The organism is Pseudomonas versuta (assembly GCF_001294575.1).
Classification (GTDB): domain Bacteria; phylum Pseudomonadota; class Gammaproteobacteria; order Pseudomonadales; family Pseudomonadaceae; genus Aquipseudomonas; species Aquipseudomonas versuta.
This window is the reverse complement of record NZ_CP012676.1, coordinates 905833-919749: the sequence shown is the minus strand read 5'-3', so window position 1 is coordinate 919749 and position 13917 is coordinate 905833. Positions and strand designations below refer to the sequence as shown.

The following is a 13917-nucleotide window of genomic DNA, read 5'->3' as shown; positions in this document are numbered from 1 at the left end:
AGCGCCCTGCCAAGTACGATGACCCGCACGATGACTTACACATAGCACTTAATCGGACGCGAGGTCCCTGGTCTCATTGCTTATGCCATGAGGTACATGACCGGTGGCCACAACTTGACGCGCCCTTTCACAATGGCCGGCCTGATCATCAAAAAACACATCGGCCGCAAAGGCTTCAAGAAATGCTGATTTATCCAGCCCACCGAGAAACAGGGATTCGTCCAGACGAATATCCCAGTCGCGCAACGTGCGGATCACCCGTTCATGGGCAGGCGCCGATCGCGCCGTCACCAGTGCGGTACGAATCGGGCACGTGTCGTCAGCAAACTCTCTCTGTAACAGGTTGAGGGCCTCCAGAAAGCCCTTGAACGGGCCGCCCAGCAACGGACTGCGGGCTGATTCACGCTCCAGAGATTGAAATGCCTCAAGACCGCCTGCCTGGAAAACACGCTCGGACTCATCCGAAAACAACACCGCGTCACCGTCGAACGCGATACGCAATTCGTTGCTTTCGGCACGCCGCGCACCACCGGAGAGGATCGTCGCCGCCGCAAAACCGGCGTCCAGCGCACTACGCACGTCTTGTGCATGGGTCGACAAAAACAGGTCGCAGCCAAATGCACTGAGATACGCGTGGGGGTTGCGGCCACCCGAAAATGCCGCCCGGGAGATGCCCAGGCCGTAGTGCTGGATAGAATTGAACACCCGCAACCCGGTATCCGCACTGTTACGCGACACCAGCACCACCTCGACCCGTTCATGGCCGAGGCTGGCATTGAAACTGAGCAGTTTTTTTACCAGCGCAAATGCATCCCCGGGCGCCAGCACCTCATCTTCATGTTCGATCTGGTACTGGCGGTAAGCCTCGATTCCTTGTGTCAGATACACCTGATGGCTGATGCTCAAATCGAACAATGCCCGGGAAGAAATGGCCAGCACCAGCTTGCCCTTTAAGCCTTTGCTCATGTCGCCTCCGCAGGTTCAATCCAGCTTTCAATACCGATTCAAGGTAGTTCGTCAGGCTCAAGCAGCAAAGCCAGGCGAATGTGGTGCGCCAGTTCACCCTCGCTCAAACGTGATTTCAATTCACCGTAAAAGGCTCCGTTATGCACAACGAACAGGCTTGGCAGATGAAAAATCTCATAGCGCTCGACCAGACCACCGTTATCACCTGCGTCGATCCAGCACAGTTGATCGATGGGTAACTGCATATGAGGCAACATTTTGCGCGCCGTGCGGCAGGCCGCGCATCCGGCGCTGGTAAACACCACCAGCGAGGTACCGGGCAACGCCAGCAGACGCTGATCCGCATCAAAATCAGTCAGATCCATTTCACTCACTATACTCAGGAAAACAATATCAAAGTGCTGGCACTTGGAGTGTGTGTACATGGGTCGTTTCTTACCTCACCCAGATGATGTTCCTGTTGAGATAACACCCCGCAAACAACCTTCTCTTTCACGCCAGAAGCTGCACTCTATCAGCCTCGGCGGCGTGTCATGCAATAGCGATAGAGGCTGGCGACGCGGTGCGGCTGTAGACATGTGCATGCCGACCCTGGGGGAGAACGCACGCTATCCAGGGTACATAGCCTGGTGCAAGAAACAGCCCGAGGGCTACAGGGTCGGGGTCGCGTTCACTGATGATCAGACTCTGTTTGGCGCGCGAATGGGCGAACAGGTATGTCAGATCGAGCACTACTGCCGCCTCCAGCACCAACAGGCCCTGCCCCAGGCAAATATTGAAACTCTGGCCCTGGAGTGGGTCAATCGTCACGCCGTGGAGTTCTCTCAGGCCACACTTGACCGTGCCCTGGCCCATACAGCACAGGATTAAAGCTGCGCCTGCCCATTGTCGAATAAGCGGATAACGCGTTAAGGTTCGGCTCCCCGGTGCGCTCAATCATGCTGTGCTCCGCCGCTCGGGGATCGCTGGCGGCCGGCACCCGTGACCTGACGAGTAACACGATGGCTGATTTACCGATTGACGACCTAAACGTTGCCTCCAACGAAACCCTTATCACCCCGGAGCAGCTCAAGCGCGAGATGCCTTTGCGTGCAGCAGCGCTGCAGACCGTGACCAAAGGGCGTGAGGTAATTCGCAATATCCTGGATGGCAAAGACCATCGACTGTTCGTTGTCATCGGGCCTTGCTCGATTCACGATATCAAGGCTGCCCACGAGTATGCCGAGCGCCTCAAGGTACTCGCCGCAGAAGTCAGCGACACGCTGTATCTGGTGATGCGCGTCTATTTCGAAAAACCACGGACAACGGTCGGCTGGAAAGGCCTGATCAACGACCCCTACCTGGATGACTCGTTCAAGATCGAAGACGGCCTGCATATCGGTCGCAAACTGCTGCTGGACCTGGCCGAAATGGGCCTGCCCACTGCAACTGAAGCCCTTGATCCGATTTCTCCGCAGTACCTGCAGGACCTCATCAGTTGGTCGGCCATTGGTGCGCGTACCACCGAATCGCAGACTCACCGCGAAATGGCTTCCGGCCTGTCCTCGGCTGTAGGCTTCAAAAACGGTACTGACGGCGGCCTGACCGTTGCAATCAACGCCCTGCAGTCGGTTTCCAGCCCGCATCGCTTTCTGGGTATCAACCAGGAAGGTGGTGTGTCGATCGTCACCACCAAGGGCAACGCTTACGGGCACGTGGTGTTGCGCGGCGGCAACGGCAAGCCGAACTATGACTCGGTCAGCGTCGCTCTATGCGAGCAAGCGCTGAACAAGGCAAAAATCAGCCCCAATATCATGGTCGATTGCAGCCACGCCAACTCCAACAAGGACCCGGCCCTGCAACCGCTGGTGATGGAAAACGTGGCCAACCAGATCGTCGAAGGCAACCAGTCGATTATCGGCCTGATGGTCGAGAGCAATCTGAACTGGGGCTGCCAGGCGATTCCCAAGAACCTTGAAGACTTGCAGTACGGTGTCTCCATCACTGATGCCTGCATCGACTGGGCCAGCACTGAAACCACCTTGCGCAGCATGCACGCCAAACTCAAGGATGTACTGCCAAAACGTACCCGCGGTTAATCGATAACATCCCTTGCCGGAGCGCACCTGCTCCAGCAAGGGATAGACGCGAAATTCCGGCAATCGGGCTGCAGATATCTGCTCTCTTCCCCCGAGCCACCAACCACCGCTCAAAATCGCAGCTATGGGGCTTGCGGCCTTACCCCGTTTATTTCCGAATGCTTGAATGCCATGGTGCGTTTATCGACAGGAGAGAAGCATGAGCACAGGTTTCCCGTCACACCGCAACTTTACCCGCCAGCGTGAACAGTTTTTGGCCGCGGCCACTGCGGCAAATGCGCGTCTTTACCACTACCCGCACCCTCTCTGCGGTCCATTTGGCGAAGCACTGAGCACCGATGTCGCCCTGATCGGCAACCCCCAGGCAAAGCGCGTATTGATCGCGGTGAGCGGCACTCATGGTGTGGAAGGCTTTTATGGCTCGGACTGCCAACGCCAGTGGCTGCAGACATTCAACCCGCAAACCCTGCCTGACGACGTTGCGGTGTTGATGATTCACCTGATCAACCCGTGGGGCACTGCCTGGATACGTCGGGTCAACGAGGACAAAATCGACCTCAATCGTAATTACCTGGACTTCAGCCAGGCACTGCCGGACAACCAGGCTTATGATGCGCTGCATGCCATCTACACCTGCGATCAATTACGCGGACCGCACCGCGATCAGGCCGATGCCCTGCTCAATGAACGAGTTCAGAGCCAGGGTTGGCCGGCAGTCATGTCGATTGTCGAGGCAGGCCAGTATCACCATCCCGACGGACTGTTTTATGGCGGTAACAGGGCCTGCTGGTCGAACCGCACCCTGCACCGGATTCTGCAGGAGCACCTTGGCGCTGCCAGCGTTGCAATGTGCTTCGACCTGCATACCGGCGCGGGCGATTATGGCCATCCAATGCTGCTGACTATTACTCAGGCCGCCTACCCGGCCCTTGCAGATGCACAACAGCTGTTTGGCCCGTGGTTGTTCACCCTGATCACCGGGGCCAATAGCCATAGCGATACGGGGGTTGCCGCAACTGCCACCGGATACGCCTCTCAAGCGATCATTAATGCCCTGCCCCACGTACGCCTCATGCCATTTGTAATCGAGTGCGGCACCTATCCCGGCGAGCAGATTCACAACGTTCTGCGCGATGACCAGTGGCTGCATCTGTACGGCAACCTGGACAGCCCGCAGGCGCACCAGATCAAGCAGCAATTGCTCGAACAGTTTTTTCCGGCCGACAGCGACTGGCAAGAGCTGGTGTGGGTGCGCACGCGACAGATATGGGATCGGGCGCTGGGGGCCTTGATCAAGATGCAGGGCTGAAGAGCGACACCTGGAGCCACGGGCGGGGCTGGCGGCAGCAGGGGGTTGATCTGGATTTTAAAGCACACGCAAAAACGCCGGGGCATGCCCGGCGTTTATGTGTCTCTGGTTTCAGGTTTTCGCCTGGACGCGCTTGTGGCGTTCCATATAACGCTCTACATAAGAGCAAGAAGGAATCACTTCGTATCCCATCTTTTCGGCGTAATCGAGCGCCTGTTCCGTCAATGCTGCCGCAATTCCCCGACCACGCAAGGCATTGGGTACAAAGGTGCGGTAGATATCCAGAGTCTGCTTGCCCAGATCCATGTAGGTCAGGTAAGCACGATGACCGTCGACAGTGGTCTCAAACTGGTGACCTGCCTGGTCATGGTGGATAGACAGCGCCTCGCTCATCATTGCTCCTTAGCGGGTCTCGAACCGTGACCTCTACATTACTGTTGTTTTTGTGTGGAGGGAACCACTTCGCCATCAGGGACGCGCTATCAACTCCCACGGGGGGACAGCGCGATAACTTGCCAGCACCCTTATGATTTTTCTGAAAGTTAAGCCTATGACGTACTACCGAACTTAAAGTCACGCCATTGCGCTTCGAGCTTGCCCTGCCCCAAGTGCTCTAAGCTGGCTGTTTTTTAGGCACAATCAGTTAAAGCTAGTCCATCAGCATTGATTCCCAAATATTTTTTTTGGTTCTTGCGCTGGGTCAGTTTACTTACTACAAGTAATGGGTAGTATGTACGCCGGCTGTTTCCTCACTTTGAAGGAGCAGCTTCAAATAGAAAGTCCTTGAAGGGGAACACGATGAACAACGTTCTGAAATTCTCTGCTCTGGCATTGGCCGCAGTTCTGGCTACCGGTTGCAGCAGCGTATCTAAAGAAACTGAAGCTCGCCTGACTGCAACTGAAGATGCAGCAGCTCGCTCCCAGGCTCGTGCTGACGAAGCATACCGTAAAGCTGACGAAGCTCTGGCTGCTGCTCAAAAAGCACAGCAGACTGCTGATGAAGCTAACGAACGCGCTCTGCGCATGCTTGAAAAAGCAAGCCGCAAGTAATAATCCTTCGGGGTTATTATCAAGCCGACCCTTTTTTCGGGTCGGCTTTTTATTGCCTGCAACTTAAGCGGGCAATAAAAAACCGCCACGGCATCAACCGTGGCGGTTTTTTTACGTGGGTTTACTGCACGTAATCGAGCGACTGACCAACAGGCTCAACTGAGTTGGCAACGCCTATTTCTTCCGGGATTCCAGTCTCGGCCCCCACGACAGGAAATGCCTTGTCCTTGTCGATCTGGATGCTGTTCTCCAGATCTTTGTGCTTAAGCAGAAAGTTGATAAACGCAGCGTACTTGTTCTGCAAGTCTTCCGGCGTCAAATGCGACTTGTCACTGACGGCCAACAAAGAACCATCCTTCACATTCAAGGGCTCATGAACCTCAAGGTAGACCTTGCCGTCGCTCAAACCCAGTTTGTAGGGTTCGTTGATGATTCTTACCGGCGTGCCTACCGGCACCATTTGCGCCATTTCCAGCACGTTCTTGTTAAGCATGCGGAAACAGCCATGGCTGGTTCCTGTACCGATGCCAAACTTCGCGTTCGAACCGTGTATCAGGTAACCCGGCATGCCAAGCGTGAACTTGAAGGGGCCCAACGGGTTATCCGGACCGGCCGGCACCACATTGGGCAACGGGTCTCCATTCTTGGCGTGCTCGGCCTTGATCGAAGCCGGTGGAGTCCAGGTCGGGTTAGGCGTCTTGGCAGTGACCTTGGTGAGCCCCAAAGGTGAGCCCCACCCTTCACGACCAATCCCCAGCGGAAAGGTGTAAACCTTGTTCTGATCCTTGGGGAAGTAGTACAGGCGGTATTCGGCCAGGTTGATCACGATCCCTTCACGCTTGCCCGGCGGCAAGATGAACTGGGTCGGCAATACGATATCGGTGTCGACTACCGTGCCATCGGGATTCTTTTTGACCGGCAACCAGGCGTCCACCCCCGGGTTGGCTGCGATCATTTCCGAGTAGCCCAGTTCGTACTGGTTGCCCAGGTCAGCGAAGGAGTCTTCGTACTTGCCCTTGATCACCTGCACCTGCCCGACTACATCTTCGCCAGGCGGCGGCAGCGGGAATTCGAGCGCAGAAACGGGACCCGCAACACAGAGTGCGGCAACAGACAGGTAGCGGGTGACTGCAGGTAGGCGCGACAACATCCGGAACATCCTTCGCATAAACAACGGGGGATAAAAAAGGGAGTGTACACCGCGCCCACGTTGATCGTGAGCGGGCTGGGCGTTAGACAGGTTACATCATAGTTCAAAGCGTAACTCAGGCCAGATCGGCTCGGTGCCACGGCGTTGCGACTCGATAATTGCCCGACACAAGGGGCACAGTCGATGATCCTGGAAGACCTTGCGCGTGACATCAGACCAGCGCGGCTGCGCAGGCAGCAACGAGCCGCACAGCGTGCGGTCAATGGTGCCTCCCAGCTCGAGTTGGCGCGTCACCAGATGCACCCGTACCTCCTGGCAGGCGAACAAATCGAGCTGCTCATCGGGCTCGATCAGTTGATAGGCATATAAAGACCAGGCAGGACGCGACATCAGGGGCTCCAAATCGGGGGGGCGCCACCTTAGCCGAAACACCGGCACTAGAAAAGCATCAAAGCAGCGGTTTTAGCGCTGGCCACACATTATCCAGCAAACGGCCCTGCGCTCCGACCGCCGGATGTATGCCATCGGCCTGCATCAGCTCAGGATGACCACCAATACCTTCGAGGAAAAAAGGCACCAGACTGACCTTTTTCTCCTGACCCAGCTCGCTGTAAACCGCGGCAAAAGCCGTCGTGTAGCGCGCACCATAATTGGGCGGTATCTGCATGCCTAGCAGCAGCACCTTCGCCCCCGCCTCCAGGGACTGATCAATCATGCTCCCAAGATTTTGTTTCAATTGCGCCGGCAACTGACCGCGCAGGCCATCATTACCGCCCAACTCGACAATCACCACATCGGGTTTATGCTCTGCAAGCAGTGCAGGCAGCCGCGCCAGCCCTCCAGCACTGGTGTCACCGCTGACCGAGGCATTGATCACCTGATCGTCGTAGCCTTGCTGCCGGAGCCGCTGCTCCAGCAACGACACCCACCCTAGACGGGTATCCAGGCCGAAAGCGGCGCTGATACTATCGCCAACAATCAAGATTGTTCCTGCCGCTGCATTCTGCGCCATACACATCAGGGCCAGAGCAGCACTTAAAAACCACACACGCATTGGATTCTCCATGGGCGAAAGTATTCTCACCGCGCAGAACCTTAGCAAAGTGGTTCCTAGCGCGGAAGGCGAGTTGACCATCCTGCACCCTTTGAGCCTTGAGCTGAACAAGGGCGACAGCCTGGCGATTGTTGGTGCATCCGGTTCCGGAAAATCCACTCTGCTGGGTTTGCTGGCCGGCCTCGATTTGCCAAGCCAGGGTGAAGTGATCCTCGCCGGACGTGCTCTGAGCAGTCTGGACGAGGATCAGCGCGCACGTGTCAGAGCTGAACACGTGGGGTTTGTGTTCCAGTCATTCCAGTTGCTCGACAGCCTCAACGCGCTGGAAAACGTCATGTTGCCGCTGGAACTTGAAGGCCGCAAAGACGCTCGCGAACACGCCCGTCACCTGCTGGAACGGGTCGGCCTGGGGCAACGCCTGAGCCATTCGCCGCGCCAGCTTTCCGGTGGCGAACAACAACGGGTAGCGATTGCCCGGGCGTTTGCGGCCAATCCGGATGTACTGTTTGCCGATGAACCCACCGGCAATCTGGACAGTCACACCGGTGAGCGCATTACCGAATTGCTCTTTGAATTAAACAAGGAACGCGGCACTACGCTGGTGCTGGTGACCCACGACGAACGCCTGGCCCATCGTTGCAGGCGCCTGATCCGTCTTGAAGCCGGCCATTTGGTCGGCCCCCTGGAGCCTTGATGGCACGCTTGCCGATGTTGCGCCTGTTCAGCCTCGCCGTGCGCCAGCTCCTGCGCGATGCCCGCGCCGGTGAGTTGCGTGTGCTGTTCTTTGCACTGCTGGTCGCCGTCGCTGCCAGTACGGCCATCGGTTACTTCGGTGCCCGCCTGAATGGCGCAATGTTGCTGCGCGCCACCGAATTCCTTGGTGCCGACCTGGTGCTGGATGGCAGCTCACCGGCACGTGAAGAACAAATCAAGGTCGGTAACGAGCTGGGCCTGCAACACGCCCGGGTCGTGGAGTTTTCCAGCGTCATCGCCACCGACAACGGCATTCAGCTGTCCAGTATCAAGGCGGCGGACAGCGCTTACCCCTTGCGTGGCGAGCTAAAAAGCGCAGCGCAACCCTACGCAGAGGAGCAACCCGGTGGTGGCCCCAAGCCAGGCGAGGCCTGGGTCGAAGCCAGACTGCTGACAGCGCTGGACTTGAAAGTCGGTGACGAAATCGATGTCGGCTCCAAAACCGTGCGTATCGCCCGTGTCCTGACCTACGAGCCCGACCGCGCTGGCAACTTCTACAGCCTCACCCCACGCGTACTCATCAACCTGGACGACCTCGCCGCCACCGGTATCGTGCAGCCCGGCAGCCGGGTCAGCTTTCGCGAACTGTGGCGCGGTGACGCCCCGGCACTTGAGTCCTATCGCCTGGTAATCAAGCCCGGACTCGATGCCAACCAGCGCCTGCTGGACGGACGTGATGGCAACCAGCAGATTGGCGGCGCGCTTGGCAAGGCCGAACGTTACCTGAACATGGCCAGCCTGGTGGCGGTGCTGCTGTCAGGTGTCGCAGTGGCACTGTCTGCAACCCGCTTCGCCAATCGCCGTCTTGATGCCAGCGCCCTGCTGCGCTGCCTGGGCCTGTCTCGGCGAGAAACCCTCTGGCTGTTTACCCTGCAGCTCGCAGTGCTGGGGCTGCTGGCCAGCCTCATGGGAGCCCTGCTCGGCTGGGTGGCCCAGCTGGGGCTGTTTGCGTTGCTGCATGATTTATTGCCCTCGGATGTGCCCGCCGGCGGTCTGATGCCGGCCATTGCCGGGATGGGCACCGGGCTGGTGGCACTGGCCGGCTTCGCCTTGCCGCCATTGGCCGCGCTGGGGCGCGTACCGCCGCTGCGCGTACTGCGCCGTGACATATTGCCGACCCCGGCCAGCACCTGGACAGTTTACGGCGCCGCGTTACTGGCACTGGGGCTGATCATGTGGCGCATGAGCCTCGACCTGGTGCTCACTTTCGCCCTACTTGGCGGCGGTATCATTGCCGCGCTGGTACTCGGCGGTCTTTTACTGCTGGGCCTGCAGAGCCTTCGCCGCCTGTTGGCCCGGGCTTCGCTGCCCTGGCGTCTGGGGCTTGGCCAGTTACTGCGCCATCCGTTGGCAGCGGCTGGGCAGGCACTGGCCTTTGGCCTGATTCTGCTGTCGATGGCCTTGATTGCCTTGCTGCGTGGCGAGCTGCTCGACACCTGGCAAAATCAGTTGCCCAAAGATGCGCCCAACTACTTCGCCCTGAATATCCTGCCGGCCGACAAAGAGGCTTTTGGCGCCCGCCTGCACGAGCTGCAAGCTCAGGCCGCGCCACTGTACCCGGTAGTCCCCGGACGCCTGATCAGTATCAATGGCGAACCTGTACAAGAGATCGTCAGCAAAGACTCGGCAGGCGACAAAGCAGTGCAGCGCGACCTTAGCCTGACCTGGGCCGCCGACCTGCCGGCCGGAAACAAACTGACGGCGGGCACATGGTGGACAGCCCAACCGGGCGACGACATACCCGGTGTGTCGGTTGAAACCAAAGTTGCCGAAAGCCTTAAACTCAAATTGGGCGATCACCTGATCTTCACCGTAGCCGGGGTCAATCGGGAGGCGCAGGTCACCAGTTTACGCAGCATCAACTGGGACAATTTCCAGCCCAACTTCTTCATGATCTTCCAGCCAGGGACCTTGCAGGACTTGCCCGCCACCTACCTCACCAGTTTTTACCTGGCCCCGGGCCATGACCAGCAGATCATCGATCTGTCGCGCAGCTTTCCGGCCGTGACCATTCTGCCTATCGAAGCTCTGCTGGCGCAGCTGCGCAGCATCCTTGCACAAGTCACCATTGCCGTTGAATACGTGCTGCTGTTTGTCCTGGCCGCAGGCATGGCGGTGCTGTTTTCCGGCTTGCAATCGACCCTGGACGAACGCATCCGTCAAGGTGCCTTGCTTCGGGCACTGGGCGCCGAGCGGCGACTGTTGATCAAGACCCGGCGTATAGAATTCGGCCTGCTGGGAGCTACCAGCGGCTTACTGGCAGCCCTGGGCACCGAACTGGTGAGTCTGGTGCTGTATCGATTTGCCTTCGACTTGCCATGGCACCCGCACCCGTGGTTGCTGGTTCTGCCCGTACTGGGTGCAGTAATGGTCGGCGGTGCAGGTGTGTTTGGCACCCGCAGGGCGCTCAATGCCAGCCCGCTAACCGTGTTGCGCGAGGGCTGATAGACTCGCGCTTTTCATATGCCAATGGATGCCCATGAGCCGCTATCGCCCTCCCCGCCCTGCCGGCACCGCGCTGATCACCCCCGAAGGTGAAGCGCGGATGCGTGCCGAGCTGCACGAGTTGTGGCACGTGCGCAGACCGCAAGTGACACAGTCGGTCAGTGAGGCTGCGGCCCAGGGCGACCGCTCGGAAAATGCCGAATACACCTATGGCAAAAAAATGCTGCGCGAGATCGACAGTCGCGTGCGTTTTCTGACCAAGCGTCTGGAAAGCCTCAAGGTCGTCAGCGAAAAGCCCAGCGACCCGAACAAGGTCTACTTCGGGGCATGGGTCACAATTGAAGATGAAGACGCCAAACAGTCGCGCTACCGCATCGTCGGTCCCGACGAACTGGACCTTAAACAAGGCCTGATCAGCATCGACTCGCCCCTGGCCCGGTCGCTGATCGGAAAATCACTGGATGCCGAAGTACAGGTTCAGACACCCACTGGAGAGCAATGGGTGTACATCGTAGCGATTGAGTATCCCTAGTTTCAGCGCAGGGTGATCAGGCCCTGACGCGAAACACGTGTCAGGTTACGGATCACCACTTCGGCTTTTTCGGCACTGGGGGATTGAATCACCGCCAGATCAAAGCTGTTGCTGGCAAAGCGGGCCAGGTTGTCGCCCTCTTCAACAAACTGAATCAGAAATGCCGAAGCACGACCTTTGCGACGCGGCCAGCCGTCCAGATAACGCAACAGCGTGGGCTGATGTTTACCGCCAAGAAGGATTTTTGGATTGCGCAGGTTCAAGTTGGCCGTGATCGGCTCAAGACGCACAAGGGGACGTGTTTGACTCATGTTTCGGTTCTCCGCCTCAAGGTTCTGCGTGGCAGGTGAGAGGCAACACCGAACCAGCGCTTTAGCGGTATTTCGAGGCCTGCTTTAAGCCTCTTAGAAGGTCTTTGAACCCTCTGGCGCCCCGCAAGTAGCTGTTTAAATCGGCGCAAGAAAACATCCTAGATAAACCTGCTTACAACTGTCAACAATCGCGTACAACGAAAAAGGCCCGCTTCAGGCGGGCCTTTTAGAGAGCGTTGCACTTTATTTGGCGATAGCACCATCGATGGACAACTTGCCTGCGCCTTCAAGCAACACCGCAACCGTACCGCCCAACAGCGCCAGCGCAAACTCATAGCCATTGTTGGCCATAAACAAACCGTTATGGATATGCACCGAGAAAATCGCCACCAGCAAGGTGAATGACAGCCCCAATGCAGCAGGACGGGCCAGCAAGCCGATAATCAGGGCCAGGCCAGCAAAAAACTCAGTACCGCCAGACAACAGTGCCATCAAGGTGCCCGGCGTCAGACCAATGCTTTCCATCCATTGCGCAGTCCCCGCAAGTCCACCACCACCGAACCAGCCGAAGAGTTTTTGTGAGCCATGAGCAGCAAAAATGATGCCCACGAAAACCCGTAAAACTGTCAGGCCATAGCCTGCACGGGTGCCCAGAACGGTTTGGATCAATTTGCTCATGGTGTAGTCCTTTAGATCATCAGGGGGGAATTCTCGCCATATTAATCAGTTTTCATAATGTTAAAAGTCGAATAAACCCGACATAACAATCAAATTATTCGATTATTTGCGAGAGACCAGCTTAGGCTTCACTGGCTCCAGCGAGTCACGCTCCCGGTCAAAGGCCAAATAGTATTTATTCACACTATTAACATAGCTGACGGCCCCCATTCCCACCTGCTCCATGGCAATACGCTCCACCTGGAAGAACCATTGATCAGGATTCAGGCCGCGCCTCCTGGCCTCGGCCCGCATGCCCTGTACCCGTTCCGGACCCATGTTGTAGGCCGCCAGAACAAAGGCCATGCGTTCACGCTCATTGAGTTTGGGGCTGGAAAAGAACTTGCGACGGATCATCGCCAGATACTTGGCCCCGGCTTGAACATTGTTATCCACGTTCTGAATATTATTGACCCCCACTCTCTGGGCTGCCGACGGGGTAATTTGCAGCAACCCCGTCGCGCCGCCAGTACCCCGGGCATCAGGGTCAAGGGTTGACTCCTTGAACGCCAAAGCTGCCAGATTCAGCCAGTCCATACCCTGCTGACGCGCATGTTTCTGCAGGATCGGCCGCAGTTTTTCAAGCTTCTGGCGATCGGCCCGGGCCAACGGGTAATGCACGCGGTATAGCCGCCGGTACACCCGCTCAAAAGCGACGTCCTGGTCGGAGGGAGCTTTATAGCTGAGCAAAAACCGGTCGATGCTGGCCCGTAGCATTGAGGCATCACGCCGTACATACCAGCGCATGGCAGCAGGCTCGCTGACCAGAACCTTACGGTCAAAACGCAACTTGGGCATCAAGGTTGCCCAACGCTCGGCAATCGGTCGCTCAACAATAGTCAGATGGAAAATACCGGCCTGAACCATCTCCAGCACGTCTTCGACGGCCAGACTGGGGTCCACCCATTCGATTTTTACCGCGGGCAATTTTCGCAGGGCCAGCTTCTGATTGATCATATTGACCGCTGCACCGGCTGCGCTGCCGGTGGTAAGTGCCACGGTACGCCCCGACAACTGCTCAAAACGGCTGAACCTGCGCTCACCTTTAATCCCCACCAGCAACAAAGGCACGTCATCGACGATCGGATCACTGGGGCTGATGGCATGGCTGGGCTTGAAGTCGAGCAACTCCCCAGGGGCCACCAGATCACCTTCACCGCGCGACAAGGCACCCAGCAGTTGATCCTTGGATTTGGGAATGATTTTGAGGGTGATTTCCTGGCCATCACGGGCGTGGCCATTGAGGTAATGCTCGAATGCGCGCAAGCGGTGATATTCAACACCAATCGCCTGGCCCTGCACCTCTCCCGAACTATTGCGGCTTTGGTTGACCAGCACCCGCAACACCTGACTGCTGCGGATCTGCGCCAGATCGCGGACCTGACCGGGCTGCCCGACCTGTAACGGTCCGGCCAGGCGTGCCAGTGCCGGCAAGGGCAACAGCAGCAGGCACAGCGCAATCAATAGTGTGGGTCTTGTCATCCGTTCTCCGGAAAGAATACAGCCCGGCGCCGTGTCGGATTAACCGACAACCGGTTGCCCCTTTTGGGGG

General features: G+C 57.7%; 16 protein-coding genes. 7 read left to right on the top strand and 9 right to left on the bottom strand.

Annotated features, from left to right (window positions below; genetic code table 11):
- Nucleotides 1-48 precede the first annotated feature (48 nt).
- Both AOC04_RS04270 and AOC04_RS04265 read right to left on the bottom strand, forming a co-directional pair.
- Nucleotides 49-966, bottom strand: a complete 918-nt coding sequence (locus AOC04_RS04270; protein ID WP_060691301.1) for a 5'-nucleotidase — start codon at nucleotides 964-966, stop codon at nucleotides 49-51.
- Nucleotides 967-1004: 38 nt separating this feature from the next.
- Nucleotides 1005-1391, bottom strand: coding sequence for a YbbN family protein (locus AOC04_RS04265; RefSeq protein ID WP_060691300.1), 387 nt, complete (start codon nucleotides 1389-1391; stop codon nucleotides 1005-1007).
- Between AOC04_RS04265 and AOC04_RS04260 the strand changes: the two genes are divergently transcribed.
- The 3 genes from AOC04_RS04260 (at nucleotide 1390) to AOC04_RS04250 (ending at nucleotide 4353) form a co-directional block, all read left to right on the top strand.
- A complete protein-coding gene (locus tag AOC04_RS04260; protein ID WP_060691299.1) occupies nucleotides 1390-1836 on the top strand; it encodes a PilZ domain-containing protein in 447 nt (148 codons plus the stop codon). The two genes, AOC04_RS04265 and AOC04_RS04260, sit on opposite strands and share 2 nt — an antisense overlap.
- A 131-nt stretch (nucleotides 1837-1967) precedes the next feature.
- Nucleotides 1968-3044 carry a 3-deoxy-7-phosphoheptulonate synthase gene (locus tag AOC04_RS04255; RefSeq protein ID WP_060696869.1) on the top strand — a complete coding sequence of 359 codons (1077 nt, stop codon included), beginning with the start codon at nucleotides 1968-1970 and terminating at the stop codon, nucleotides 3042-3044.
- 199 nt (nucleotides 3045-3243) lie between these two features.
- The gene (locus AOC04_RS04250; RefSeq protein ID WP_060691298.1) at nucleotides 3244-4353 is read left to right on the top strand and encodes a DUF2817 domain-containing protein; all 1110 of its coding nucleotides are present in this window, start codon (nucleotides 3244-3246) and stop codon (nucleotides 4351-4353) included.
- Nucleotides 4354-4464: 111 nt separating this feature from the next.
- On the opposite strand, the gene AOC04_RS04245 is transcribed toward AOC04_RS04250, so the two are convergent.
- Nucleotides 4465-4746, bottom strand: coding sequence for a GNAT family N-acetyltransferase (locus AOC04_RS04245; protein WP_060691297.1), 282 nt, complete (start codon nucleotides 4744-4746; stop codon nucleotides 4465-4467).
- Nucleotides 4747-5151: 405 nt separating this feature from the next.
- Between AOC04_RS04245 and oprI the strand changes: the two genes are divergently transcribed.
- Nucleotides 5152-5403: an outer membrane lipoprotei OprI gene (gene oprI, locus AOC04_RS04240; RefSeq protein ID WP_003172710.1), complete on the top strand. Its 252-nt coding sequence runs from the start codon at nucleotides 5152-5154 to the stop codon at nucleotides 5401-5403.
- A 121-nt stretch (nucleotides 5404-5524) separates the two neighbouring features.
- On the opposite strand, the gene AOC04_RS04235 is transcribed toward oprI, so the two are convergent.
- The 3 genes from AOC04_RS04235 to AOC04_RS04225 all read right to left on the bottom strand — a co-directional run bounded on the left by AOC04_RS04235 (nucleotide 5525) and on the right by AOC04_RS04225 (nucleotide 7607).
- Nucleotides 5525-6553 carry a L,D-transpeptidase family protein gene (locus AOC04_RS04235; protein WP_060691296.1) on the bottom strand — a complete coding sequence of 343 codons (1029 nt, stop codon included), beginning with the start codon at nucleotides 6551-6553 and terminating at the stop codon, nucleotides 5525-5527.
- A gap of 96 nt (nucleotides 6554-6649) precedes the next feature.
- A complete protein-coding gene (locus AOC04_RS04230; protein WP_003446817.1) occupies nucleotides 6650-6943 on the bottom strand; it encodes a hypothetical protein in 294 nt (97 codons plus the stop codon).
- Nucleotides 6944-7001: 58 nt separating this feature from the next.
- The gene (locus AOC04_RS04225; RefSeq protein WP_060691295.1) at nucleotides 7002-7607 is read right to left on the bottom strand and encodes an arylesterase; all 606 of its coding nucleotides are present in this window, start codon (nucleotides 7605-7607) and stop codon (nucleotides 7002-7004) included.
- A 10-nt stretch (nucleotides 7608-7617) separates the two neighbouring features.
- Between AOC04_RS04225 and AOC04_RS04220 the strand changes: the two genes are divergently transcribed.
- Genes AOC04_RS04220 through greB form a run of 3 tightly spaced genes read left to right on the top strand, consistent with a single transcriptional unit; the run spans nucleotide 7618 to nucleotide 11337 of the window.
- A complete protein-coding gene (locus AOC04_RS04220; protein ID WP_060691294.1) occupies nucleotides 7618-8301 on the top strand; it encodes an ABC transporter ATP-binding protein in 684 nt (227 codons plus the stop codon).
- Nucleotides 8301-10805 (top strand): ABC transporter permease, encoded by a 2505-nt coding sequence (locus AOC04_RS04215; protein ID WP_060691293.1) that lies wholly within the window; start codon nucleotides 8301-8303, stop codon nucleotides 10803-10805. Before AOC04_RS04220 ends, AOC04_RS04215 begins: the two co-directional genes overlap by 1 nt.
- Nucleotides 10806-10839: 34 nt before the next feature.
- Nucleotides 10840-11337 carry a transcription elongation factor GreB gene (gene greB / locus AOC04_RS04210; protein ID WP_060691292.1) on the top strand — a complete coding sequence of 166 codons (498 nt, stop codon included), beginning with the start codon at nucleotides 10840-10842 and terminating at the stop codon, nucleotides 11335-11337.
- A 2-nt stretch (nucleotides 11338-11339) separates the two neighbouring features.
- Here the strand turns inward: greB and AOC04_RS04205 are convergent, their stop codons facing one another.
- The 3 genes from AOC04_RS04205 to AOC04_RS04195 form a co-directional block, all read right to left on the bottom strand.
- Complete coding sequence (locus tag AOC04_RS04205) at nucleotides 11340-11648, bottom strand: hypothetical protein (protein ID WP_060691291.1); 309 nt, start codon at nucleotides 11646-11648, stop codon at nucleotides 11340-11342.
- Nucleotides 11649-11891: 243 nt separating this feature from the next.
- Complete coding sequence (locus AOC04_RS04200) at nucleotides 11892-12326, bottom strand: DoxX family protein (protein ID WP_060691290.1); 435 nt, start codon at nucleotides 12324-12326, stop codon at nucleotides 11892-11894.
- A 102-nt stretch (nucleotides 12327-12428) separates the two neighbouring features.
- The gene (locus tag AOC04_RS04195) at nucleotides 12429-13847 is read right to left on the bottom strand and encodes an MltF family protein (protein WP_060691289.1); all 1419 of its coding nucleotides are present in this window, start codon (nucleotides 13845-13847) and stop codon (nucleotides 12429-12431) included.
- Nucleotides 13848-13917: the final 70 nt, after the last annotated feature.

Excerpts from the sequence above, each read along its gene's own strand:
- AOC04_RS04255 (WP_060696869.1), top strand. The coding sequence starts at position 1,968 with ATGGCTGATTTACCGATTGACGACCTAAACGTTGCCTCCAACGAAACC.
- AOC04_RS04215 (WP_060691293.1), top strand. The coding sequence starts at position 8,301 with ATGGCACGCTTGCCGATGTTGCGCCTGTTCAGCCTCGCCGTGCGCCAG.
- AOC04_RS04205 (WP_060691291.1), bottom strand. The coding sequence starts at position 11,648 with ATGAGTCAAACACGTCCCCTTGTGCGTCTTGAGCCGATCACGGCCAAC.
- AOC04_RS04225 (WP_060691295.1), bottom strand. The coding sequence starts at position 7,607 with ATGCGTGTGTGGTTTTTAAGTGCTGCTCTGGCCCTGATGTGTATGGCG.
- AOC04_RS04195 (WP_060691289.1), bottom strand. The coding sequence starts at position 13,847 with ATGACAAGACCCACACTATTGATTGCGCTGTGCCTGCTGCTGTTGCCC.
- oprI (WP_003172710.1), top strand. The coding sequence starts at position 5,152 with ATGAACAACGTTCTGAAATTCTCTGCTCTGGCATTGGCCGCAGTTCTG.
- AOC04_RS04230 (WP_003446817.1), bottom strand. The coding sequence starts at position 6,943 with ATGTCGCGTCCTGCCTGGTCTTTATATGCCTATCAACTGATCGAGCCC.
- AOC04_RS04265 (WP_060691300.1), bottom strand. The coding sequence starts at position 1,391 with ATGTACACACACTCCAAGTGCCAGCACTTTGATATTGTTTTCCTGAGT.
- AOC04_RS04260 (WP_060691299.1), top strand. The coding sequence starts at position 1,390 with ATGGGTCGTTTCTTACCTCACCCAGATGATGTTCCTGTTGAGATAACA.
- AOC04_RS04250 (WP_060691298.1), top strand. The coding sequence starts at position 3,244 with ATGAGCACAGGTTTCCCGTCACACCGCAACTTTACCCGCCAGCGTGAA.
- AOC04_RS04245 (WP_060691297.1), bottom strand. The coding sequence starts at position 4,746 with ATGAGCGAGGCGCTGTCTATCCACCATGACCAGGCAGGTCACCAGTTT.
- AOC04_RS04235 (WP_060691296.1), bottom strand. The coding sequence starts at position 6,553 with ATGTTGTCGCGCCTACCTGCAGTCACCCGCTACCTGTCTGTTGCCGCA.
- AOC04_RS04200 (WP_060691290.1), bottom strand. The coding sequence starts at position 12,326 with ATGAGCAAATTGATCCAAACCGTTCTGGGCACCCGTGCAGGCTATGGC.
- AOC04_RS04270 (WP_060691301.1), bottom strand. The coding sequence starts at position 966 with ATGAGCAAAGGCTTAAAGGGCAAGCTGGTGCTGGCCATTTCTTCCCGG.
- AOC04_RS04220 (WP_060691294.1), top strand. The coding sequence starts at position 7,618 with ATGGGCGAAAGTATTCTCACCGCGCAGAACCTTAGCAAAGTGGTTCCT.
- greB (WP_060691292.1), top strand. The coding sequence starts at position 10,840 with ATGAGCCGCTATCGCCCTCCCCGCCCTGCCGGCACCGCGCTGATCACC.